The 19321-nt window shown below is 44.0% G+C and carries 34 protein-coding genes; all 34 read left to right on the forward strand.

Features of this window, described 5'->3' with window-relative positions; translation table 11 throughout:
- The first annotated feature begins 79 nt into the window (after nucleotides 1-79).
- The 34 genes from Q0Z70_RS08180 (at nucleotide 80) to rplQ (ending at nucleotide 18719) form a co-directional block, all read left to right on the forward strand.
- Complete coding sequence (locus Q0Z70_RS08180) at nucleotides 80-394, forward strand: DUF3467 domain-containing protein (RefSeq protein WP_298073605.1); 315 nt, start codon at nucleotides 80-82, stop codon at nucleotides 392-394.
- Nucleotides 395-553: 159 nt separating this feature from the next.
- Nucleotides 554-952 (forward strand): 30S ribosomal protein S12, encoded by a 399-nt coding sequence (rpsL, locus tag Q0Z70_RS08185; protein ID WP_298073606.1) that lies wholly within the window; start codon nucleotides 554-556, stop codon nucleotides 950-952.
- A gap of 150 nt (nucleotides 953-1102) precedes the next feature.
- Nucleotides 1103-1579 (forward strand): 30S ribosomal protein S7, encoded by a 477-nt coding sequence (rpsG, locus tag Q0Z70_RS08190; protein WP_298073607.1) that lies wholly within the window; start codon nucleotides 1103-1105, stop codon nucleotides 1577-1579.
- Nucleotides 1580-1629: 50 nt separating this feature from the next.
- Nucleotides 1630-3747: an elongation factor G gene (gene fusA, locus Q0Z70_RS08195; protein WP_298073608.1), complete on the forward strand. Its 2118-nt coding sequence runs from the start codon at nucleotides 1630-1632 to the stop codon at nucleotides 3745-3747.
- Between the two features lie 83 nt (nucleotides 3748-3830).
- The gene (gene rpsJ / locus Q0Z70_RS08200) at nucleotides 3831-4136 is read left to right on the forward strand and encodes a 30S ribosomal protein S10 (protein WP_298073609.1); all 306 of its coding nucleotides are present in this window, start codon (nucleotides 3831-3833) and stop codon (nucleotides 4134-4136) included.
- A 21-nt stretch (nucleotides 4137-4157) separates the two neighbouring features.
- Nucleotides 4158-4775 (forward strand): 50S ribosomal protein L3, encoded by a 618-nt coding sequence (rplC, locus tag Q0Z70_RS08205; RefSeq protein ID WP_298073610.1) that lies wholly within the window; start codon nucleotides 4158-4160, stop codon nucleotides 4773-4775.
- Nucleotides 4775-5401, forward strand: a complete 627-nt coding sequence (gene rplD, locus Q0Z70_RS08210; protein ID WP_298073611.1) for a 50S ribosomal protein L4 — start codon at nucleotides 4775-4777, stop codon at nucleotides 5399-5401. Before rplC ends, rplD begins: the two co-directional genes overlap by 1 nt.
- Before the next feature lie 18 nt (nucleotides 5402-5419).
- Entirely contained in the window at nucleotides 5420-5713 is a 294-nt protein-coding gene (rplW, locus tag Q0Z70_RS08215; RefSeq protein WP_298073612.1) for a 50S ribosomal protein L23, read from the forward strand.
- A 5-nt stretch (nucleotides 5714-5718) separates the two neighbouring features.
- Nucleotides 5719-6543: a 50S ribosomal protein L2 gene (gene rplB / locus Q0Z70_RS08220; protein ID WP_298073613.1), complete on the forward strand. Its 825-nt coding sequence runs from the start codon at nucleotides 5719-5721 to the stop codon at nucleotides 6541-6543.
- Between the two features lie 20 nt (nucleotides 6544-6563).
- Nucleotides 6564-6833, forward strand: a complete 270-nt coding sequence (gene rpsS, locus Q0Z70_RS08225; protein WP_249053856.1) for a 30S ribosomal protein S19 — start codon at nucleotides 6564-6566, stop codon at nucleotides 6831-6833.
- Nucleotides 6834-6875: 42 nt separating this feature from the next.
- Nucleotides 6876-7286 (forward strand): 50S ribosomal protein L22, encoded by a 411-nt coding sequence (gene rplV / locus Q0Z70_RS08230; RefSeq protein WP_298073614.1) that lies wholly within the window; start codon nucleotides 6876-6878, stop codon nucleotides 7284-7286.
- Nucleotides 7287-7291: 5 nt separating this feature from the next.
- Complete coding sequence (gene rpsC, locus Q0Z70_RS08235) at nucleotides 7292-8023, forward strand: 30S ribosomal protein S3 (RefSeq protein ID WP_298073615.1); 732 nt, start codon at nucleotides 7292-7294, stop codon at nucleotides 8021-8023.
- A gap of 23 nt (nucleotides 8024-8046) precedes the next feature.
- Nucleotides 8047-8481, forward strand: a complete 435-nt coding sequence (gene rplP, locus Q0Z70_RS08240) for a 50S ribosomal protein L16 (protein ID WP_298073616.1) — start codon at nucleotides 8047-8049, stop codon at nucleotides 8479-8481.
- Between the two features lie 5 nt (nucleotides 8482-8486).
- Complete coding sequence (gene rpmC / locus Q0Z70_RS08245) at nucleotides 8487-8684, forward strand: 50S ribosomal protein L29 (RefSeq protein WP_298073617.1); 198 nt, start codon at nucleotides 8487-8489, stop codon at nucleotides 8682-8684.
- Nucleotides 8681-8950: a 30S ribosomal protein S17 gene (gene rpsQ / locus Q0Z70_RS08250; RefSeq protein ID WP_298073618.1), complete on the forward strand. Its 270-nt coding sequence runs from the start codon at nucleotides 8681-8683 to the stop codon at nucleotides 8948-8950. Before rpmC ends, rpsQ begins: the two co-directional genes overlap by 4 nt.
- 2 nt (nucleotides 8951-8952) lie before the next feature.
- Complete coding sequence (gene rplN / locus Q0Z70_RS08255) at nucleotides 8953-9318, forward strand: 50S ribosomal protein L14 (RefSeq protein WP_075317975.1); 366 nt, start codon at nucleotides 8953-8955, stop codon at nucleotides 9316-9318.
- A gap of 22 nt (nucleotides 9319-9340) precedes the next feature.
- Complete coding sequence (gene rplX / locus Q0Z70_RS08260; protein WP_298073619.1) at nucleotides 9341-9661, forward strand: 50S ribosomal protein L24; 321 nt, start codon at nucleotides 9341-9343, stop codon at nucleotides 9659-9661.
- Nucleotides 9661-10218 carry a 50S ribosomal protein L5 gene (gene rplE, locus Q0Z70_RS08265; protein WP_298073620.1) on the forward strand — a complete coding sequence of 186 codons (558 nt, stop codon included), beginning with the start codon at nucleotides 9661-9663 and terminating at the stop codon, nucleotides 10216-10218. Before rplX ends, rplE begins: the two co-directional genes overlap by 1 nt.
- 6 nt (nucleotides 10219-10224) lie before the next feature.
- Nucleotides 10225-10524: a 30S ribosomal protein S14 gene (gene rpsN, locus Q0Z70_RS08270; protein WP_298073621.1), complete on the forward strand. Its 300-nt coding sequence runs from the start codon at nucleotides 10225-10227 to the stop codon at nucleotides 10522-10524.
- 53 nt (nucleotides 10525-10577) lie between these two features.
- Nucleotides 10578-10973, forward strand: a complete 396-nt coding sequence (gene rpsH, locus Q0Z70_RS08275) for a 30S ribosomal protein S8 (RefSeq protein WP_298073622.1) — start codon at nucleotides 10578-10580, stop codon at nucleotides 10971-10973.
- 15 nt (nucleotides 10974-10988) lie between these two features.
- Nucleotides 10989-11558, forward strand: coding sequence for a 50S ribosomal protein L6 (gene rplF, locus Q0Z70_RS08280; protein WP_298073623.1), 570 nt, complete (start codon nucleotides 10989-10991; stop codon nucleotides 11556-11558).
- Nucleotides 11559-11578: 20 nt separating this feature from the next.
- Nucleotides 11579-11923 (forward strand): 50S ribosomal protein L18, encoded by a 345-nt coding sequence (gene rplR, locus Q0Z70_RS08285; RefSeq protein ID WP_298073624.1) that lies wholly within the window; start codon nucleotides 11579-11581, stop codon nucleotides 11921-11923.
- A 5-nt stretch (nucleotides 11924-11928) separates the two neighbouring features.
- Nucleotides 11929-12447: a 30S ribosomal protein S5 gene (gene rpsE / locus Q0Z70_RS08290; RefSeq protein ID WP_298073625.1), complete on the forward strand. Its 519-nt coding sequence runs from the start codon at nucleotides 11929-11931 to the stop codon at nucleotides 12445-12447.
- Nucleotides 12448-12458: 11 nt separating this feature from the next.
- Nucleotides 12459-12635 carry a 50S ribosomal protein L30 gene (gene rpmD / locus Q0Z70_RS08295; protein ID WP_298073626.1) on the forward strand — a complete coding sequence of 59 codons (177 nt, stop codon included), beginning with the start codon at nucleotides 12459-12461 and terminating at the stop codon, nucleotides 12633-12635.
- Nucleotides 12636-12665: 30 nt separating this feature from the next.
- Entirely contained in the window at nucleotides 12666-13112 is a 447-nt protein-coding gene (gene rplO / locus Q0Z70_RS08300) for a 50S ribosomal protein L15 (RefSeq protein ID WP_298073627.1), read from the forward strand.
- A gap of 4 nt (nucleotides 13113-13116) precedes the next feature.
- Entirely contained in the window at nucleotides 13117-14463 is a 1347-nt protein-coding gene (gene secY, locus Q0Z70_RS08305; RefSeq protein ID WP_298073628.1) for a preprotein translocase subunit SecY, read from the forward strand.
- Between the two features lie 11 nt (nucleotides 14464-14474).
- Nucleotides 14475-15272: a type I methionyl aminopeptidase gene (gene map / locus Q0Z70_RS08310; protein ID WP_298073629.1), complete on the forward strand. Its 798-nt coding sequence runs from the start codon at nucleotides 14475-14477 to the stop codon at nucleotides 15270-15272.
- Nucleotides 15273-15281: 9 nt separating this feature from the next.
- Entirely contained in the window at nucleotides 15282-15500 is a 219-nt protein-coding gene (gene infA / locus Q0Z70_RS08315; protein WP_298073630.1) for a translation initiation factor IF-1, read from the forward strand.
- 9 nt (nucleotides 15501-15509) lie between these two features.
- A complete protein-coding gene (gene ykgO / locus Q0Z70_RS08320; RefSeq protein ID WP_002558051.1) occupies nucleotides 15510-15626 on the forward strand; it encodes a type B 50S ribosomal protein L36 in 117 nt (38 codons plus the stop codon).
- A 33-nt stretch (nucleotides 15627-15659) separates the two neighbouring features.
- A complete protein-coding gene (rpsM, locus tag Q0Z70_RS08325) occupies nucleotides 15660-16040 on the forward strand; it encodes a 30S ribosomal protein S13 (RefSeq protein WP_298073631.1) in 381 nt (126 codons plus the stop codon).
- A gap of 11 nt (nucleotides 16041-16051) precedes the next feature.
- Entirely contained in the window at nucleotides 16052-16441 is a 390-nt protein-coding gene (gene rpsK / locus Q0Z70_RS08330; protein ID WP_298073632.1) for a 30S ribosomal protein S11, read from the forward strand.
- 119 nt (nucleotides 16442-16560) lie between these two features.
- Nucleotides 16561-17166, forward strand: coding sequence for a 30S ribosomal protein S4 (rpsD, locus tag Q0Z70_RS08335; protein WP_298073633.1), 606 nt, complete (start codon nucleotides 16561-16563; stop codon nucleotides 17164-17166).
- A gap of 11 nt (nucleotides 17167-17177) precedes the next feature.
- Nucleotides 17178-18170 (forward strand): DNA-directed RNA polymerase subunit alpha, encoded by a 993-nt coding sequence (locus tag Q0Z70_RS08340; protein ID WP_298073634.1) that lies wholly within the window; start codon nucleotides 17178-17180, stop codon nucleotides 18168-18170.
- A 3-nt stretch (nucleotides 18171-18173) separates the two neighbouring features.
- Complete coding sequence (gene rplQ / locus Q0Z70_RS08345; protein ID WP_298073635.1) at nucleotides 18174-18719, forward strand: 50S ribosomal protein L17; 546 nt, start codon at nucleotides 18174-18176, stop codon at nucleotides 18717-18719.
- The last annotated feature ends 602 nt before the right edge of the window (nucleotides 18720-19321 follow it).

The following is a 19321-nucleotide window of genomic DNA, read 5'->3' on the forward strand; positions in this document are numbered from 1 at the left end:
CATGCTTGATGGATCGGATTTGGTAAATCTGGAACAAACCGTTAACTTTGTGGCCTAAACCTAAAAATACCAAGAAGTCATGGATAATCAGGAAATGAACAACAATGGGCAAATACCGATTGAATTGAAGGAAGATGTGGCCCAGGGAATCTATGCCAATCTGGCTGTCATTACCCACTCCAGTTCGGAATTTATTCTCGATTTCATCAAGATGCTGCCGGGCATGCCGAAGGCTCGTGTCCAGTCGCGCATCATCCTTGCGCCTGAACATGCCCGGCGTTTGCTCCGTGCGCTGGAAGAGAATATAGAGAAGTATGAACGGACTTTCGGGCCGATCCGCGTGAAGGACGAGGCGGATTTTCTGCCGATGACAAACGTGAAAGGGGAGGCATGATGTAAACAGTCTGCAATGAGTCATAGGCGGACTACCGGACTGAAAAATAAAAAAATACAGATGTGCATTGGTTATTCAAATATTATTCGTATCTTTGCAGCCCGAAAAAGTATGTGCTTGAAAATAAATACAATAATATAATAACTAAAAACAATTAAAATGCCTACAATTCAGCAATTAGTAAGAAAAGGACGCCAGGTGCTGGTTGACAAAAGCAAGTCGCCTGCCTTGGATTCATGTCCTCAAAGACGTGGCGTTTGCGTGAGAGTGTACACAACCACTCCGAAAAAACCAAATTCAGCTATGCGTAAGGTAGCTCGTGTGCGTTTGACTAACGGGAAGGAGGTGAACTCCTATATTCCGGGTGAAGGTCATAACTTGCAGGAGCACTCTATCGTGCTGGTACGCGGCGGTCGTGTGAAAGACCTGCCGGGTGTGCGTTATCACATTGTTCGTGGTACGTTGGATACAGCCGGTGTGGCCGGTCGTACTCAGAGACGTTCCAAGTATGGCGCGAAGCGTCCGAAACCGGGTCAAGCTCCCGCAAAAAAGAAATAAGCTGTAAAGATAGAAAATTAAGTAAAGTAAAGATTTAGTTTTAGTTTGCTTGGATAGATGCTACAGGTTGAGTAAATCCGCCGGTGGGTGGGTTGAAGAAGACAGAAGTAAACAACCAAGAACGAAAACATTATTCATTTAAAGAAAAAAATGAGAAAAGCAAAACCCAAAAAACGCGTTATCCTTCCGGATCCCGTGTTCAATGATGTGAAAGTGTCCAAGTTTGTGAACCACTTGATGTACGACGGAAAGAAAAACACTTCTTATGAGATTTTCTATGCCGCTCTGAATGCAGTGAAGAACAAAATGCAGAATGAAGAGAAGTCTGCATTGGAGATTTGGAAAAAAGCGTTGGACAATGTAACTCCCCAAGTCGAAGTAAAATCCCGCCGTGTCGGTGGTGCTACTTTCCAGGTACCGACTGAAATTCGTCCTGACCGTAAAGAGTCCATTTCGATGAAGAACTTGATTATCTTTGCTCGCAAACGTGGTGGTAAGTCTATGGCTGACAAGCTGGCGGCTGAAATTATGGATGCCTACAACGAACAGGGCGGCGCGTTCAAACGTAAGGAAGATATGCACAGAATGGCTGAGGCCAACCGTGCGTTCGCTCATTTCCGTTTCTGATACTGCAAGCGTACCTGTTTTAGATAAAAACTTAAAGTAAAGGGATTAAAATGGCAAAGCAAGATTTACATTTGACGCGTAACATCGGCATCATGGCTCACATTGATGCCGGTAAAACTACAACTTCAGAACGTATTCTGTTCTATACCGGCCTGACTCACAAGATTGGTGAAGTGCACGATGGTGCAGCTACGATGGACTGGATGGAGCAGGAGCAGGAGCGTGGTATTACGATCACGTCTGCTGCCACGACTACGCATTGGAAATATGCAGGCAATACATATAAGATAAACCTGATTGACACTCCGGGACACGTAGACTTTACGGCTGAGGTTGAGCGTTCGTTGCGTGTGTTGGACGGTGCCGTTGCCACTTACTGTGCGGTAGGTGGCGTGGAGCCGCAGTCTGAGACCGTATGGCGTCAGGCCGACAAATACAACGTTCCCCGCATCGGTTACGTGAACAAGATGGACCGTTCGGGTGCCGACTTCTTTGAAGTGGTTCGCCAGATGAAGGAAATATTGGGCGCCCATCCGTGTCCGGTCGTAATTCCCATCGGTGCCGAAGAAAACTTCAAGGGTGTGGTCGACCTGATTAAGATGAAGGCCGTCCTGTGGCACGACGAAACAATGGGCGCCGACTATGACGTAGAGGAAATTCCCGCCAACCTGAAGGATGAAGCCGAAGAATGGCGCGGCAAGATGCTGGAAACAGTAGCCGAATACGACGACACTCTGATGGAGAAGTACTTCGACGATCCTTCTACTATAACGGAAGACGAAATCGTCCGTGGTTTGCGTGCGGCTACTTTGAAGATGGACATCGTGCCGATGTTGTGCGGTTCTTCTTTCAAGAACAAAGGCGTGCAAACGCTGCTCGACTATGTGTGTGCATTCTTGCCTTCTCCGCTGGATACGCCGAATATCGTGGGAACGAATCCGAACACGGGTGAAGAAGAAGACCGCAAGCCGAGTGAGGATGAAAAGACTTCTGCTTTGGCATTCAAGATCGCTACCGACCCCTATGTCGGTCGTCTGACGTTCTTCCGCGTATATTCGGGCAAGATAGAGTCAGGTTCGTATATTTACAACAGCCGTTCCGGTAAGAAGGAACGTGTTTCCCGCCTGTTCCAGATGCACTCCAACAAGCAGAATCCTGTAGAAATCGTATCGGCCGGCGATATAGGCGCAGGGGTAGGTTTCAAGGATATTCACACGGGTGATACCCTCTGCGACGAGGATGCTCCCATCGTATTGGAGTCTATGGACTTCCCCGATCCGGTGATCGGTATCGCTGTGGAGCCCAAGACGCAGAAGGATATGGACAAGCTGTCCAACGGCTTGGCCAAGTTGGCTGAAGAAGACCCGACCTTTACCGTCCGTACCGATGAACAGACGGGTCAGACGGTTATTTCCGGTATGGGTGAGCTTCACCTGGATATTATCATCGACCGTCTGAAACGTGAGTTCAAGGTGGAATGCAACCAGGGCAAGCCGCAGGTTAATTACAAGGAAGCCATCACGAAGACTGTGAACCTCCGCGAGGTTTACAAGAAGCAGTCCGGCGGTCGCGGTAAGTTCGCTGACATCATCGTGAATGTCGGACCGGTGGACGAAGACTTTAAGGAAGGCGGATTGCAGTTCATCAACGAAGTGACCGGCGGTAACATTCCGAAGGAGTTTATCCCGTCTGTACAGAAAGGCTTCCAGACAGCCATGAAAAATGGCGTGTTGGCCGGCTTCCCGATGGATAGCATGAAGGTTACGCTGCTCGATGGCTCGTTCCACCCGGTTGACTCAGACCAATTGTCATTTGAAATCTGCGCCATCCAGGCTTACCGGAACGCTTGTTCCAAGGCAGGCCCCGTACTGATGGAGCCTATCATGAAGCTGGAAGTTGTAACCCCGGAAGAAAACATGGGTGATGTAATCGGCGACTTGAACAAGCGTCGGGGTCAGGTGGAAGGTATGGAATCCAGCCGCTCCGGTGCCCGCATCGTGAAGGCTATGGTTCCGCTGGCAGAAATGTTCGGCTATGTAACCGCTTTGCGTACCATCACTTCGGGTCGTGCTACTTCGTCTATGACTTACGACCACCACGCTCAGGTATCTACTTCTATTGCGAAGACGGTGCTTGAGGAAGTGAAAGGCCATTCGGAATTGCTTTGAAACAACTTGAAGCCCGCAGGTTAGCGTATGACTCTTAACCTGCGGAGCTTCTCCATTTAATAACAAGTTTAATTATAAAACAAATGAGTCAGAAAATTAGAATCAAATTGAAATCTTACGACCACAACTTGGTTGACAAGTCAGCTGAAAAGATTGTAAGAACAGTGAAGACGACGGGTGCCATCGTCAGCGGCCCTATTCCTCTTCCTACGCATAAGCGTATCTTTACTGTGAACCGTTCGACTTTCGTAAACAAGAAGTCGCGTGAACAGTTCCAACTCTCTTCTTACAAGAGACTGATTGACATCTATAGCTCTACTGCGAAGACTGTTGATGCTCTGATGAAGCTGGAGTTGCCGAGTGGTGTGGAAGTAGAAATCAAAGTGTAAGTGTATTAAAAATTTAGTGAAATGCCAGGATTATTAGGAAAAAAAATCGGAATGACATCCGTTTTCAGTGCCGAGGGTAAAAACGTACCATGCACTGTTATCGAAGCAGGTCCTTGTGTTGTTACTCAAGTGAAGACCGTAGAAAAAGATGGCTATGCTGCCGTTCAGCTGGGTTTCCAGGATAAGAAGGAAAAGCATACTACCAAGCCGTTGATGGGTCACTTCAAGAAAGCGGGAGTAACACCCAAGAAACACTTGGCTGAGTTCAAAGAATTTGAAACCGAGCTGAATCTCGGTGACACAGTTACCGTTGAATTGTTCAACGACGCTGGCTTCGTAGACGTTGTCGGAACATCCAAAGGTAGGGGTTTCCAGGGCGTTGTCAAGAGACATGGTTTTGGTGGTGTAGGTGAGACTACTCACGGTCAGCACAATCGTGCCCGCAAGCCGGGTTCTATCGGTGCTTGTTCTTACCCTGCAAAAGTTTTCAAAGGCATGCGCATGGGCGGACAGATGGGGGCTAACAGAGTGACTGTTCAAAACCTGCAAGTATTAAAGGTAATCGCGGAGCACAACCTTCTTTTGGTGAAGGGTTCTATTCCCGGTTACAAAGGTTCAATCGTAATAATTGAAAAATAATGGAAGTTAGCGTATTTAACATTAAAGGTGAAGACACCGGAAGAAAGGTTGCGTTGAACGAATCTATCTTCGGCATTGAGCCCAATGACCATGCCATCTACCTGGATGTAAAGCAATTTATGGCTAACCGGCGTCAGGGTACTCATAAGTCAAAGGAAAGAAGTGAAATCAGCGGTTCCACTCGTAAGATCGGCCGTCAGAAAGACGGTGGCGGTGCACGTCGTGGTGACATGAACTCGCCTGTATTGGTTGGTGGCGGACGCGTTTTTGGTCCTAAACCTCGTGATTACTCCTTCAAGTTGAATAAGAAGGTGAAAGCTCTTGCTCGTAAATCGGCTTTGGCATACAAGGCTCAGAACGATGCGATTATCGTTGTCGAAGACTTCACCTTTGAGGCTCCTAAGACCAAGAACTTTGTCGAAATGACAAAAAATCTTAAAATATCAGGCAAGAAGCCGCTTATAGTATTACCGGAAGCAAATAAAAACGTATATTTGTCAGCTCGTAACGTGAAAGACGCTAACGTGCAGATAATCTCAGGGTTAAATACTTACAGAGTATTGGACGCTGGGGTTCTTGTGCTTACTGAAAGTGCCCTTTCTGCTATCGACAATATCTTAATTTAAAATAAGGAGGCTTAAATAATGGGATTTATTATTAAACCGTTGGTGACAGAGAAGATGACTGCAATAACTGACAAACAAAACAACCGTTTTGGTTTTGTGGTACGTCCTGAAGCTAACAAATTGGAAATTAAGAACGAAGTTGAAGCCCTTTACAACGTTACAGTGGTTGATGTGAACACCATAAAATATGCCGGCAAGAGCAAAAGCCGCTATACGAAGGCTGGTCTCATCACCGGACGGACAAATGCTTATAAGAAGGCAATCGTTACGTTGAAAGAAGGAGATACTATTGATTTTTATAGCAATATTTAATACAAATGGCAGTACGTAAATTTAAGCCCACTACACCGGGGCAAAGACATAAAATTATTGGTACTTTCGAAGAAATTACTGCACGGGTACCAGAAAAGTCTCTTGTATTTGGTAAGAAATCCTCAGGTGGTCGCAACAACGAAGGTAAGATGACGATGCGCTACATCGGCGGCGGTCACAAGAAGGTAATCCGTATCGTTGACTTCAAGAGAAATAAAGACGGTGTGCCTGCAGTGGTTAAGACGATTGAATACGATCCGAATCGTTCGGCTCGTATCGCTTTGTTGTTTTACGCTGACGGCGAAAAAAGATATATTATTGCTCCCAATGGATTGCAAGTTGGTGCGACTTTGATGTCAGGTGAAAATGCGACTCCAGAGATTGGAAATGCGCTTCCTCTTCAGAATATTCCAGTTGGTACTGTAATTCACAATATTGAATTGCGTCCGGGTCAGGGTGCCGCTCTGGTTCGTTCAGCTGGTAATTTCGCTCAGTTGACTTCAAGAGAAGGCAAGTATTGCGTTATCAAATTGCCTTCAGGTGAAGTTCGCCAAATTCTTAGTACTTGTAAGGCTACTATCGGTAGCGTTGGTAACTCGGATCACGGTCTGGAAAGCTCCGGTAAAGCCGGACGCTCTCGTTGGTTGGGTCGTCGTCCACGTAATCGTGGCGTCGTAATGAACCCGGTTGATCACCCGATGGGTGGTGGTGAAGGACGTGCTTCCGGTGGCCATCCGAGATCTCGCAAGGGATTGTATGCTAAGGGTCTTAAGACAAGAGCTCCGAAGAAACAATCGTCTAAGTATATTATTGAGAGAAGAAAGAAGTAATCTGATTAATCGAGAATATTATGAGTCGTTCATTAAAAAAAGGTCCGTATATTAACGTTAAGCTGGAAAAGAAAATTCTTGCCATGAACGAAAGCGGCAAGAAGGTTGTGGTTAAGACTTGGGCCAGAGCTTCAATGATTTCGCCTGATTTTGTAGGCCATACCGTTGCAGTTCACAATGGAAATAAATTCATACCTGTATATGTTACTGAAAACATGGTAGGTCATAAGTTGGGTGAGTTTGCCCCCACACGTACCTTCAGAGGCCATGCCGGTAACAAGAAGAAATAAAAGCAGGTTTTTTACTACTGAAATAAAAAAAGTAATAATATAATGGGAGCAAGAAAAAAAATATCGGCTGAAAAAAGAAAAGAAGCCCTTAAGACCATGTATTTTGCAAAATTGCAAAATGTTCCTACTTCCCCCCGTAAAATGCGTCTCGTGGCTGACATGATTCGCGGGATGGAGGTGAACAGAGCGCTTGGCGTCTTGAAGTTCTCTTCAAAAGAGGCTGCAGCAAGAGTAGAAAAACTGTTGCGCTCTGCAATAGCTAACTGGGAGCAGAAAAACGAACGCAAGGCTGAGAATGGCGAATTGTTCGTAACCAAGATTTTTGTTGATGGTGGTGCTACGCTGAAAAGAATGCGTCCGGCTCCGCGGGGTAGAGGTTACAGAATCCGCAAACGTTCAAACCATGTGACACTGTTCGTTGATTCTAAAAGTAATAACGAAGATCAAAATTAAGGTAAATGGGACAAAAAGTTAATCCAATAAGCAACCGTTTGGGAATTATCAGAGGATGGGATTCCAATTGGTATGGTGGAGAGAATTACGGTGATTCTTTGCTGGAAGATAGCAAGATACGTAAATATTTGAATGCTCGTCTTGCAAAAGCCAGTGTATCAAGAATTGTTATTGAACGCACGCTGAAACTTGTGACTATTACCGTTTGTACTGCACGTCCGGGTATTATTATCGGAAAAGGTGGCCAGGAAGTTGATAAGCTGAAGGAGGAATTGAAGAAGGTTACCGATAAGGACATTCAGATTAACATCTTCGAAGTGAAAAGACCTGAACTCGATGCCGTTATCGTGGCTAACAACATCGCTCGCCAGGTTGAAGGAAAAATCGCTTATCGCCGTGCTATCAAGATGGCTATCGCAAATACGATGCGTATGGGCGCTGAGGGTATCAAAGTTTTGATTTCAGGACGTTTGAATGGAGCTGAAATGGCTCGTTCTGAAATGTATAAGGAAGGAAGGACTCCGTTGCACACTTTCAGAGCAGACATTGATTATTGTCATACTGAAGCATTGACAAAAGTCGGTCTTCTCGGTATTAAGGTTTGGATTTGCAGAGGCGAAGTTTACGGAAAGAGAGAATTGGCTCCAAACTTTACGCAAAGCAAGGAAAGTGGCCGTGGAAGCAATAGCGGAAACAATGGCGGAAGGAACTTCAAAAGAAAGAAAAATAATCGCTAAACGAATTTGATTTTTTAGGAATTATGTTACAACCGAAAAAGACAAAATTCAGAAGACAGCAGAAGGGCCGCCAAAAAGGAAATGCTCAGAGAGGAAACCAGTTGGCTTTCGGCTCTTTTGGAATTAAAGCTTTGGAAACGAAGTGGATTACAGGACGCCAGATAGAGGCTGCGCGTATTGCTGTAACGAGATATATGCAACGTCAAGGACAGATTTGGATTCGTATCTTCCCGGACAAACCTATCACGAGAAAGCCTGCTGATGTACGTATGGGTAAAGGTAAAGGTAGTCCTGAGGGATTTGTGGCTCCTGTTACTCCGGGTAGAATTATCATTGAGGCCGAAGGAGTATCTTACGAAATTGCGAAAGAGGCCTTGCGCCTGGCAGCACAGAAGCTTCCCATCACTACGAAGTTTGTGGTAAGACGTGATTATGATGTTCAAAATCAAAATGCGTAAAGAGTATGAAGATAGCAGAAGTTAAAGAATTGTCTACCGCGGATTTGGTAGAAAGAATCGAGGCAGAAGTAGCTAACTACAATCAGTTGGTGCTGAACCATTCTATTTCTCCTTTGGATAATCCTGCTCAGATCAAACAATTACGCAGGACAATTGCGCGTATGAAGACTGTATTGCGCGAAAGAGAACTTAACAATAAATGAAGAGTTTGATGGAAGCAAGAAATTTAAGAAAAGAAAGAACCGGGATTGTGTTGAGCAACAAGATGGACAAAACGATCACAGTTGCTGCCAAGTTTAAGGAAAAACACCCCATTTATGGTAAGTTCGTTAGCAAGACGAAAAAATACCATGCTCATGATGAAAAGAATGAGTGCAATATCGGTGATACTGTACGCATTATGGAGACCCGTCCTTTGAGCAAGACAAAGAGATGGAGAGTAGTAGAAATTGTTGAAAAAGCGAAGTAATTATGATACAAGCAGAATCCAGACTTACAGTATGTGACAACAGTGGAGCTAAGGAAGCTCTCTGTATTCGCGTTTTGGGCGGTACAGGTCGTCGTTACGCTTCTGTAGGAGACGTGATTGTCGTATCCGTCAAGAGCGTTATTCCTTCAAGTGATATTAAAAAAGGTGCAGTGTCTAAGGCTTTGATTGTACGCACGAAGAAAGAAATCCGCCGTCAGGACGGTTCTTATATTCGTTTTGATGACAATGCTTGTGTGCTGTTGAACAATGCAGGCGAGATCAGGGGCAGCCGTATTTTCGGGCCGGTAGCCCGTGAATTGCGTGCCGCCAACATGAAAGTGGTGTCACTCGCTCCTGAAGTGCTTTAATTTTTTGTAAAAGATTCAAGTAATGAGTAAATTACATATTAAGAAAGGCGATACGGTTTACGTAAACTCTGGTGAAGACAAGGGTAAAACCGGTCGCGTATTGAAGGTTCTTGTGAAGAAGAATCGTGCTATCGTTGAAGGTGTCAACATGGTTTCTAAGAGCACGAAGCCGAGTGCGAAGAATCCTCAAGGTGGAATTGTGAAGCAGGAAGCTTCTATTCATATTTCAAACCTGAACCCGGTTGATCCGAAGACTGGCAAGGCAACTCGTATTGGTAGAAAAGTGAGTGCGGATGGCACTTTAGTGCGTTATTCTAAAAAATCAGGAGAGGAGATTAAGTAATGAGTAATACTGCTAGCCTTAAGAAAGAATATGCAGAGCGCATCGCACCTGCATTGAAATCACAGTTCCAGTATTCTTCTTCCATGCAGATTCCTGTGCTCAAGAAGATTGTTATCAATCAGGGCTTGGGTATGGCTGTGGCTGACAAGAAGATTATCGAAGTAGCAATTAATGAAATGACTGCCATTACAGGCCAAAAGGCTGTGGCAACGATTTCACGTAAAGATATCGCAAACTTCAAGTTGCGTAAGAAAATGCCTATCGGGGTGATGGTGACATTGCGTCGTGAGAGAATGTACGAATTCTTGGAGAAGCTTGTTCGTGTAGCTCTTCCTCGTATCCGTGACTTCAAGGGCATCGAAAGCAAATTTGATGGGAGAGGTAACTATACGCTTGGTATTCAGGAACAGATTATTTTCCCCGAAATTAATATTGACAGCATTACCCGTATTCTTGGTATGAACATCACTTTCGTGACTTCTGCACAAACAGACGAAGAAGGTTATGCTCTGCTGAAAGAATTCGGTTTACCGTTTAAGAACGCAAAAAAAGATTGATAGATTATGGCAAAGGAATCAATGAAAGCACGCGAGGTTAGACGTGCCAAGTTAGTAGCCAGATATGCCGAAAAAAGAGCTGCTCTGAAGCAAATCGTGAGAACCGGTGATCCCGCAGAAGCTTATGAAGCTGCACAGAAGTTGCAGGATCTGCCCAAGAATGCCAATCCGATTCGTCTTCATAATCGTTGCAAGTTGACGGGACGTCCCAAAGGATATATCCGTCAGTTCGGCATATCGAGAATCCAATTCCGTGAGATGGCTTCTAACGGTCTTATCCCGGGTGTAAAGAAAGCAAGCTGGTAATTATTAGTTTTAAATATTGTCAGGGTAGTCCTGATTAATTTAATTTATTTTATATGACTGATCCAATAGCAGATTATTTGACGAGGTTGCGGAACGCTATTCAAGCGAAGCATAGAGTGGTAGACGTTCCGGCTTCAAATTTGAAAAAAGAAATCACCAAGATTCTTTTTGAGAAAGGCTACATTCTTAATTATAAGTTTGTAGAAGATGGTCCTCAAGGCACAATCAAGGTTGCCCTGAAGTATGATCCGGTAAACAAGGTAAACGCTATCAAGAAGTTGCAGAGAATTTCTTCTCCGGGTATGCGTAAATATACCGGATATAAAGACATGCCGCGTGTTATTAATGGTTTGGGTATTGCTATAATATCTACTTCCAAAGGTGTAATGACCAACAAAGAGGCCGCTGAACTGAAAATCGGTGGTGAAGTTTTGTGTTATGTATATTAATAGGAGGAATTAGCAATGTCAAGAATAGGAAAATTACCCATTAGTATTCCCGCAGGAGTGACAGTCACTCTGAACGACAATGTGGTTACCGTGAAGGGGCCCAAAGGTGAAATGAGCCAATACGTAAATCCTGCTATCAATGTTTCTATCGAAGACGGTCATGTCGTGTTGGCTGAAAACGAATCAGCTATGTTGGATAATCCCAAGCAGAAGCATGCGTTCCATGGCCTTTACCGTGCATTGGTTCACAATATGGTGGTTGGTGTATCTGAAGGATACAAGAAGGAACTCGAACTGGTCGGTGTAGGTTATCGTGCTTCTAATCAGGGAAACATCATCGAGCTGGCATTAGGTTATACTCATAGTATCTTTATCCAGCTGCCTCCTGAGGTGAAAGTTGAGACTAAGTCTGAAAGAAACAAAAATCCTCTGATTATTTTGGAATCTTGTGACAAGGAGTTGCTTGGTTTAGTTTGCGCAAAAATCCGTTCTTTCCGTAAGCCTGAACCGTATAAGGGTAAGGGTATTAAGTTTGTTGGCGAAGAAATTCGCAGGAAGTCTGGTAAATCAGCCGGTGCTAAATAATCATTTAAATTGATAGTATTATGACAACAAAAATAGAAAGACGAATTAAGATTAAATATAGAGTACGCAATAAAATTTCCGGTACGGCTACGTGCCCGCGTATGAGTGTATTTAGAAGTAACAAGCAAATTTACGTTCAAGTGATCGATGACTTGGCTGGCAAGACTTTGGCTGCCGCTTCTTCACTGGGTTTAACTGAGAAGATGCCTAAGAAGGAACAGGCTGCTAAAGTAGGTGAGCTGATTGCAAAGAAGGCTCAGGAAGCCGGTATTACGACTGTAGTTTTCGACCGTAATGGTTACTTGTATCATGGGAGAGTAAAAGAGGTAGCTGATGCTGCCCGTAAAGGTGGACTTAAATTTTAATCATTATGGCAGGACTTAATAATAGAGTTAAAATTTCGAACGATATAGAGCTGAAGGACAGATTGGTAGCTATCAATCGTGTAACGAAAGTAACCAAAGGTGGTAGAACTTTTAGTTTCTCTGCTATTGTGGTAGTTGGAAATGAAGAAGGTGTCATCGGTTGGGGTCTGGGTAAAGCCGGTGAAGTGACGGCTGCCATTGCTAAAGGCGTTGAGTCTGCAAAGAAGAACTTAACTAAGGTTCCTGTTCTGAAGGGTACCGTTCCTCACGAACAGTCTGCTAAGTTCGGCGGTGCTGAGGTGTTTATCAAGCCAGCTTCTCATGGTACGGGTGTTGTAGCTGGTGGTGCTATGCGTGCTGTATTGGAGAGCGTAGGTGTAACAGACGTTTTGGCTAAATCCAAAGGGTCTTCAAACCCTCACAATCTAGTGAAGGCTACAATCCTTGCACTGAGCGAAATGCGTGATGCGCGTATGGTTGCCCAGAACAGAGGCATCAGTGTTGAAAAAGTATTTAGAGGATAAGGAGGAAAAATATGTCAACTATAAAGATTAAACAGATTAAAAGTAGAATTGGTGCACCTGCTAATCAGAAAAAGACTCTTGATGCGCTGGGACTTCATAAGATGAATCGTGTGGTTGAGCACGAATGTACTCCTTCAATTCTTGGAATGGTGGATAAGGTAAAGCACCTGGTTACCATCGTTAAGTAATTATTTGTTGAATATAAAACGAATTACAATATGAACTTAAGTAATTTAAAACCTGCTGAAGGTTCTACTAAGACTAGAAAGAGAATTGGACGTGGTCCGGGATCTGGTTTGGGAGGAACTTCTACCAGAGGTCATAAAGGTGCCAAGCAAAGATCTGGATACTCTAAGAAGATTGGTTTTGAAGGTGGCCAGATGCCTCTTCAGCGTCGTGTTCCTAAATTCGGTTTCAAGAACATTAACCGTGTTGAATACAAGGCTATCAATCTGGATACTATTCAGAAACTTGCTGAAGCTAAGAATCTGCAGTTTGTAGGTATCAATGAGCTGGTTGCTGCAGGTTTCGTATCTTCTAATCAGTTGGTAAAAGTATTAGGTAACGGAACTTTGACTACTAAGTTGGATGTACAGGCACATGCATTCTCCAAGAGTGCTGTTGCTGCCATTGAAGCTGTTGGTGGACAAGTAGTAAAACTCTGATTCAATGAGAAAAGCTATTGAAACATTAAAGAATATATGGAAAATTGAGGATCTGAAACAACGGATCCTCATTACCATATTGTTTGTGGCAATTTACCGTTTTGGTTCCTATGTCGTTTTGCCGGGTATCAATCCTGCAATGCTGACTCAGTTGCATCAACAAACGAGCGAGGGCCTTTTAGCCTTGTTAAATATGTTTTCGGGAGGTGCATTCTCGAATGCATCCATTTTTGCATTGGGAATTATGCCCTATATCTCGGCCTCCATCGTAATCCAGTTGCTGGGTATTGCAGTGCCTTATTTTCAGAAGCTGCAGCGTGAAGGAGAGAGCGGCAGAAGAAAAATGAACCAGTACACGCGTGTGCTGACTATTTTTATTTTGCTGGTGCAGGCGCCTTCCTATCTTATTAACCTTAAAATGCAGGCTGGTCCTTCCTTAAATGCTTCATTAGATTGGACTCTGTTTATGATTACTTCTACCATCATATTGGCGGCCGGAAGTATGTTTATTTTGTGGCTTGGTGAGAGAATTACTGACAAGGGTATTGGAAATGGTATCTCATTGATTATTATGATTGGTATTATTGCCCGTTTGCCCCAGTCTTTTACTCAGGAATTGACATCCCGCGTGACTGAAAAGGCAGGTGGTCTGGTTATGTTCCTCATTGAGATTGTCGTGTTGCTGGTTGTGATTGCTTTTGCTATCCTTTTGGTACAGGGTGTTCGTAAGATTCCGGTACAGTATGCTAAAAAGATTGTCGGCAACAAGCAGTATGGCGGCGCCCGTCAGTATATACCTTTGAAAGTGAATGCGGCTAATGTGATGCCTATCATTTTCGCACAGGCTATCATGTTCATTCCCATTACATTTATCGGTTTGTCCGGTAATGCCAATGAGATGAGCGGTTTTATGCGTGCGTTTACTGATCATACAAGCTTCTGGTATAACTTGGTGTTTGCAGCGCTGATTATTGTATTTACGTATTTCTATACTGCAATTACCATCAATCCGACTCAGATGGCTGAAGATATGAAGAGGAATAACGGCTTCATTCCCGGCATCAAGCCCGGTAAGAGTACAGCAGAGTATATTGATGTAATCATGTCGCGCATTACGCTGCCCGGTTCATTCTTCCTGGCGCTTGTTGCCATTATGCCTGCTTTTGCGGGTGTATTTGGTGTGAAGGCCGAATTTGCCCAATTCTTTGGTGGAACATCTTTATTGATTCTTGTTGGCGTTGTTCTTGATACGTTGCAGCAGGTTGAGAGTCATTTGTTGATGAGACATTATGACGGTTTGTTGAAGTCGGGACGTATTAAGGGACGTAGTGGAAATATAGCTGCATATTAATAGATTTTGAAGTGATATTTCTTAAGACAAATGATGAAATAGAACTACTGCGTGCCAGTAATTTGCTCGTGGGCAAGACTTTGGCTGAAATAGCCAAAGTTATCAAGCCCGGAGTGACGACAAAAGAGCTGGACAGGGTGGCTGAAGAGTTCATTAGAGATAATGGGGCAGTCCCTACATTCAAGGGGTTTCCCAGTCCGTATGGTGAACCTTTTCCGGCATCTATCTGTACGTCGGTCAATGAGCAGGTTGTGCATGGCATACCGGGTGATGTGGTGCTGAAAGAGGGTGATATTGTATCTGTTGATTGCGGTACCTGCATGAATGGTTTTTGTGGTGATTCAGCTTATACGTTTTGTGTAGGTGAAGTCGCTGAAGACGTCCGAAATCTATTGAAAGTAACCAAGGAAGCTTTGTATATCGGCATTGAGAATGCTGTTCAAGGCAAACGTTTGGGAGATATAGGCTATGCGATACAGCAGTATTGTGAGTCCCGTTCATACGGAGTGGTACGCGAGTTTGTCGGTCACGGTATCGGTAAGGAGATGCATGAAGATCCGCAGGTACCTAACTACGGCAGACGGGGTACGGGAGCGATGATGAAGCGTGGACTTTGCATTGCCATCGAGCCTATGATAACCTTGGGCGACCGTCACGTGGTGATGGAAGGTGACGGCTGGTCCGTCCGTACAAAGGACAGAAAATGTGCCGCCCACTTTGAGCATACGATAGCTGTCAGTGCAGGAAAGGCGGATATTCTTTCGTCATTTGAATTTGTAGAAGAAGTATTGGGAGATCAAGCAATATAAAGAATTAATATGGCAAAGCAGTCTGCAATAGAACAAGATGGAGTGATAGTTGAAGCATTGTCTAATGCAATGTTTCATGTTGAATTGGAAAACGGACATGAGATTACTGCCCACATCTCCGGGAAGATGCGTATGCATTATATCAAAATCCTTCCGGGAGATAGAGTGCGAGTCGAAATGTCTCCTTACGATTTATCAAAAGGACGAATTGTATTCAGATATAAATAATTATAAGATATGAAAGTAAGAGCTTCTTTAAAGAAACGTACGCCAGAATGTAAGATCGTTAGACGTAATGGCCGTTTGTATGTTATTAACAAGAAAAATCCTAAGTATAAACAACGTCAAGGATAATTTATTATTTTTGCAAAAAAAATAATTAAGTATATGGCTATAAGAATAGTTGGTGTCGATTTGCCTCAGAATAAAAGAGGAGAAATTGCGTTGACCTATATCTACGGAATAGGTCGTAGTAGTTCAGCAAAGATTTTGGGAAAAGCAGGTGTGGACAAAGACCTGAAAGTGAAAGACTGGACTGATGAACAGGCAGGCAAGATTCGTGAGATCATTGCTGCCGAGTATAAAGTGGAAGGTGATCTTCGTTCGGAAGTTCAATTAAACATCAAGCGTTTGATGGATATTGGCTGCTATCGTGGTGTCCGTCATCGTATTGGTCTTCCTGTAAGAGGCCAGAGCACTAAGAACAATGCTCGTACTCGGAAGGGTAGAAAGAAAACCGTTGCTAATAAGAAAAAAGCTACTAAATAATAATTGTTGATATGGCAAAAAAAACAGTTGCAGCAAAAAAGAGAAATGTAAAGGTGGATGCCAACGGTCAGTTGCATGTCCATTCATCTTTCAACAACATCATTGTTTCTCTGGCAAACAGTGAAGGTCAGATTATCTCCTGGTCTTCTGCCGGAAAGATGGGTTTTAGAGGTTCTAAGAAGAACACTCCGTATGCAGCACAGATGGCTGCCCAGGATTGTGCCAAAGTGGCTTACGATCTTGGTCTGAGAAGGGTAAAGGCCTATGTTAAAGGTCCCGGTAACGGTCGTGAGTCTGCTATCCGTACCATTCACGGAGCCGGAATCGAAGTTACAGAGATTATCGACGTAACTCCGCTGCCGCACAATGGATGTCGTCCCCCTAAAAGACGTAGAGTTTAAGATTTACCTTTATTACTAAGCATGAAACTTGATTTTGTTATTGGATTGTACAATTCTTCTCTGCAATCGCGGCTGCAACAAATTGAGTTCATCAATAAACAATTTAATATTTAAAAGAAATGGCTAGATATACTGGACCAAAATCAAGAATAGCCCGTAAATTCGGTGAAGGTATCTTCGGAGCGGATAAAGTTTTGTCTAAGAAGAACTATCCTCCCGGACAGCACGGTAACTCCAGAAAGAGAAAGACTTCTGAATACGGGGTGCAACTTCGTGAGAAGCAGAAAGCTAAATATACTTACGGTGTACTGGAAAAACAATTCCGCAACCTCTTTGAGAAGGCCGCTGCACTGAAAGGTATTACCGGCGAAATTCTGTTGCAGTTGCTCGAATGCCGCCTGGACAATGTCGTGTTCCGTCTGGGTATTGCTCCTACGCGTGCTGCTGCCCGTCAGCTGGTGGGGCACAAGCACATCACGGTAGACGGTGAAGTGGTAAACATCCCGTCTTATTCGCTGAAGGCCGGTCAGGTGATCGGTGTTCGCGAACGTTCCAAGTCTCTGGAAGTGATAGCCAACTCGCTGGCAGGTTTCAACCACAGCAAGTATCCCTGGCTGGAGTGGGATGACAATGCAAAGGTAGGCAAGCTTCTGCATGTACCTGAAAGAACAGACATCCCTGAGAACATTAAGGAGCATTTAATCGTAGAATTGTACTCTAAATAATAATTAATTTCATGGCGATATTAGCATTTCAAAAACCTGATAAAGTTTTAATGTTGGAAGCGGACTCTAAATTCGGAAAGTTCGAATTTCGTCCGTTGGAGCCCGGTTTCGGTATTACTGTAGGTAATGCACTGCGCCGCATCCTGCTTTCCTCATTGGAAGGTTTTGCCATCACCTCTATCCGAATAGAAGGAGTTGAGCACGAATTTTCCAGTGTCCCCGGTGTAAAGGAAGATGTTGCTAACATTATCTTGAACCTGAAGCAAGTACGGTTTAAGCAAGTAGTAGAGGAATTCGAGAGCGAAAAGGTAAGCATTACGATCGAGAATTCGAGTGAATTTAAGGCTGGTGACATAAGTAAGTATCTGACGGGATTTGAAGTGTTAAATCCTGAATTGATTATTTGTCATTTAGATCCAAAAGCTACGATGCAGATAGACCTTACCATCAACAAAGGTCGCGGCTATGTCCCCTCCGACGAGAACCGGGAATACTGCACCGATGTGAACGTAATTCCTATCGACTCCATTTACACTCCGATACGTAACGTCAAGTACCAGGTGGAAAACTATCGTGTTGAACAGAAGACCGACTACGAGAAGCTGATACTTGAAATTACTACCGACGGTTCCATTCACCCGAAAGATGCGCTGAAGGAAGCTGCAAAGATCCTGATTTATCACTTTATGCTCTTCTCCGACGAGAAGATTGCCCTCGAAAGCAATGATGCCGACGACAATGAAGAGTTCGATGAAGAAGTATTGCACATGCGTCAGTTGCTGAAGACCAAGCTCGTCGACATGGATCTCTCCGTGCGTGCCCTCAATTGTTTGAAGGCTGCCGAAGTGGAGACATTGGGCGACTTGGTACAGTTCAACAAGACCGACCTCCTGAAGTTCCGCAACTTCGGTAAGAAATCGCTGACCGAGCTTGATGATTTGCTGGACAGTCTGAATCTGTCGTTTGGAACCGATATTTCTAAGTATAAATTAGATAAAGAATAAACAATGAGACATAACAAGAAATTCAACCATCTGGGTCGTACTGCTTCTCACAGAAACGCTATGTTGGCCAATATGGCGTGCTCTCTGATCAAGCACAAAAGAATCACTACGACTGTTGCAAAGGCTAAAGCTCTGAAGAAGTTTGTTGAGCCGCTGATCACCAAGTCAAAGAACGACACTACAAACTCCCGTCGTGTAGTATTTAGCAACTTGCAGGACAAATATGCTGTAACTGAACTTTTCAAGGAAATCTCTGTGAAGATTGCCGATCGTCCGGGCGGCTACACCCGCATCATCAAGACCGGCAACCGTCTGGGTGACAATGCCGAGATGTGCTTCATCGAACTCGTTGACTACGACGAGAATATGGCAAAGAACAAGGTAACCAAGAAAGCAACCCGTACACGCCGTTCTTCCAAGAAGGCTGCTCCCGCTGCTGCGACGGAGGCCCCCGCTGTTGTTGAAGCTCCTGCTGTCGATCCAGAAGCTCCCGCCGCTACAGAGACTCCTGCCGCTGAAGCTCCTGCCGAAGAAGCAAAGGCTGAGTAAATCCGACACTATTCTTATTGATATGAAAAAGCCGTCCCAGTGATTGGGGCGGCTTTTTTTATTCCTGCCGGGTTCATGCAGTACTTCGTGGAGGTGTAAGGCAGTGCTTCGTCACCCACTGACGCAGTGCTTTATGAGGGTGTGTGGCAGTACTTCATGAGTATGCAAGGAAGTGCGTCGTCAATGCCGCATTGCATGAAATCATGGGGTTGGTTAAAGTCTTCCTTTTTCATCTACGGAGCTTCTTTCGATCAGGTTTGATACAAAAGTGTATTTTTGGACGGGGAAGTATCGCCAGATGTTGTACTGCCCGTTTGTATAAGTCCGTATTTCCGTATCTTTATAGTTTTTCCTGTTGCAATGTAAATTTCTTGCAGAAATCATCCGCCCTACAATAAATCTCTGTAACTTTAGACGTTGAAAACATAGTGATAATCGTTTAAATGTTATGACTTGACACTATAAATTTAATACTTTTATCGCTATGTTTCTATTAATCAAGCAAATATATTAATCCTTATATCGAACTCACGTTATAATAGATTCATTTTATGAAAACATTCAAATTTCTTATCAGTGCATGCGTTTTATACACGCTTTTA

The organism is uncultured Bacteroides sp., from assembly GCF_947632445.1.
Classification (GTDB): domain Bacteria; phylum Bacteroidota; class Bacteroidia; order Bacteroidales; family Bacteroidaceae; genus Bacteroides.

Excerpts from the sequence above, each read along its gene's own strand:
- Q0Z70_RS08180 (WP_298073605.1), top strand. The coding sequence starts at position 80 with ATGGATAATCAGGAAATGAACAACAATGGGCAAATACCGATTGAATTG.
- rpsL (WP_298073606.1), top strand. The coding sequence starts at position 554 with ATGCCTACAATTCAGCAATTAGTAAGAAAAGGACGCCAGGTGCTGGTT.
- rpsG (WP_298073607.1), top strand. The coding sequence starts at position 1,103 with ATGAGAAAAGCAAAACCCAAAAAACGCGTTATCCTTCCGGATCCCGTG.
- fusA (WP_298073608.1), top strand. The coding sequence starts at position 1,630 with ATGGCAAAGCAAGATTTACATTTGACGCGTAACATCGGCATCATGGCT.
- rpsJ (WP_298073609.1), top strand. The coding sequence starts at position 3,831 with ATGAGTCAGAAAATTAGAATCAAATTGAAATCTTACGACCACAACTTG.
- rplC (WP_298073610.1), top strand. The coding sequence starts at position 4,158 with ATGCCAGGATTATTAGGAAAAAAAATCGGAATGACATCCGTTTTCAGT.
- rplD (WP_298073611.1), top strand. The coding sequence starts at position 4,775 with ATGGAAGTTAGCGTATTTAACATTAAAGGTGAAGACACCGGAAGAAAG.
- rplW (WP_298073612.1), top strand. The coding sequence starts at position 5,420 with ATGGGATTTATTATTAAACCGTTGGTGACAGAGAAGATGACTGCAATA.
- rplB (WP_298073613.1), top strand. The coding sequence starts at position 5,719 with ATGGCAGTACGTAAATTTAAGCCCACTACACCGGGGCAAAGACATAAA.
- rpsS (WP_249053856.1), top strand. The coding sequence starts at position 6,564 with ATGAGTCGTTCATTAAAAAAAGGTCCGTATATTAACGTTAAGCTGGAA.
- rplV (WP_298073614.1), top strand. The coding sequence starts at position 6,876 with ATGGGAGCAAGAAAAAAAATATCGGCTGAAAAAAGAAAAGAAGCCCTT.
- rpsC (WP_298073615.1), top strand. The coding sequence starts at position 7,292 with ATGGGACAAAAAGTTAATCCAATAAGCAACCGTTTGGGAATTATCAGA.
- rplP (WP_298073616.1), top strand. The coding sequence starts at position 8,047 with ATGTTACAACCGAAAAAGACAAAATTCAGAAGACAGCAGAAGGGCCGC.
- rpmC (WP_298073617.1), top strand. The coding sequence starts at position 8,487 with ATGAAGATAGCAGAAGTTAAAGAATTGTCTACCGCGGATTTGGTAGAA.
- rpsQ (WP_298073618.1), top strand. The coding sequence starts at position 8,681 with ATGAAGAGTTTGATGGAAGCAAGAAATTTAAGAAAAGAAAGAACCGGG.
- rplN (WP_075317975.1), top strand. The coding sequence starts at position 8,953 with ATGATACAAGCAGAATCCAGACTTACAGTATGTGACAACAGTGGAGCT.
- rplX (WP_298073619.1), top strand. The coding sequence starts at position 9,341 with ATGAGTAAATTACATATTAAGAAAGGCGATACGGTTTACGTAAACTCT.
- rplE (WP_298073620.1), top strand. The coding sequence starts at position 9,661 with ATGAGTAATACTGCTAGCCTTAAGAAAGAATATGCAGAGCGCATCGCA.
- rpsN (WP_298073621.1), top strand. The coding sequence starts at position 10,225 with ATGGCAAAGGAATCAATGAAAGCACGCGAGGTTAGACGTGCCAAGTTA.
- rpsH (WP_298073622.1), top strand. The coding sequence starts at position 10,578 with ATGACTGATCCAATAGCAGATTATTTGACGAGGTTGCGGAACGCTATT.
- rplF (WP_298073623.1), top strand. The coding sequence starts at position 10,989 with ATGTCAAGAATAGGAAAATTACCCATTAGTATTCCCGCAGGAGTGACA.
- rplR (WP_298073624.1), top strand. The coding sequence starts at position 11,579 with ATGACAACAAAAATAGAAAGACGAATTAAGATTAAATATAGAGTACGC.
- rpsE (WP_298073625.1), top strand. The coding sequence starts at position 11,929 with ATGGCAGGACTTAATAATAGAGTTAAAATTTCGAACGATATAGAGCTG.
- rpmD (WP_298073626.1), top strand. The coding sequence starts at position 12,459 with ATGTCAACTATAAAGATTAAACAGATTAAAAGTAGAATTGGTGCACCT.
- rplO (WP_298073627.1), top strand. The coding sequence starts at position 12,666 with ATGAACTTAAGTAATTTAAAACCTGCTGAAGGTTCTACTAAGACTAGA.
- secY (WP_298073628.1), top strand. The coding sequence starts at position 13,117 with ATGAGAAAAGCTATTGAAACATTAAAGAATATATGGAAAATTGAGGAT.
- infA (WP_298073630.1), top strand. The coding sequence starts at position 15,282 with ATGGCAAAGCAGTCTGCAATAGAACAAGATGGAGTGATAGTTGAAGCA.
- ykgO (WP_002558051.1), top strand. The coding sequence starts at position 15,510 with ATGAAAGTAAGAGCTTCTTTAAAGAAACGTACGCCAGAATGTAAGATC.
- rpsM (WP_298073631.1), top strand. The coding sequence starts at position 15,660 with ATGGCTATAAGAATAGTTGGTGTCGATTTGCCTCAGAATAAAAGAGGA.
- rpsK (WP_298073632.1), top strand. The coding sequence starts at position 16,052 with ATGGCAAAAAAAACAGTTGCAGCAAAAAAGAGAAATGTAAAGGTGGAT.
- rpsD (WP_298073633.1), top strand. The coding sequence starts at position 16,561 with ATGGCTAGATATACTGGACCAAAATCAAGAATAGCCCGTAAATTCGGT.
- Q0Z70_RS08340 (WP_298073634.1), top strand. The coding sequence starts at position 17,178 with ATGGCGATATTAGCATTTCAAAAACCTGATAAAGTTTTAATGTTGGAA.
- rplQ (WP_298073635.1), top strand. The coding sequence starts at position 18,174 with ATGAGACATAACAAGAAATTCAACCATCTGGGTCGTACTGCTTCTCAC.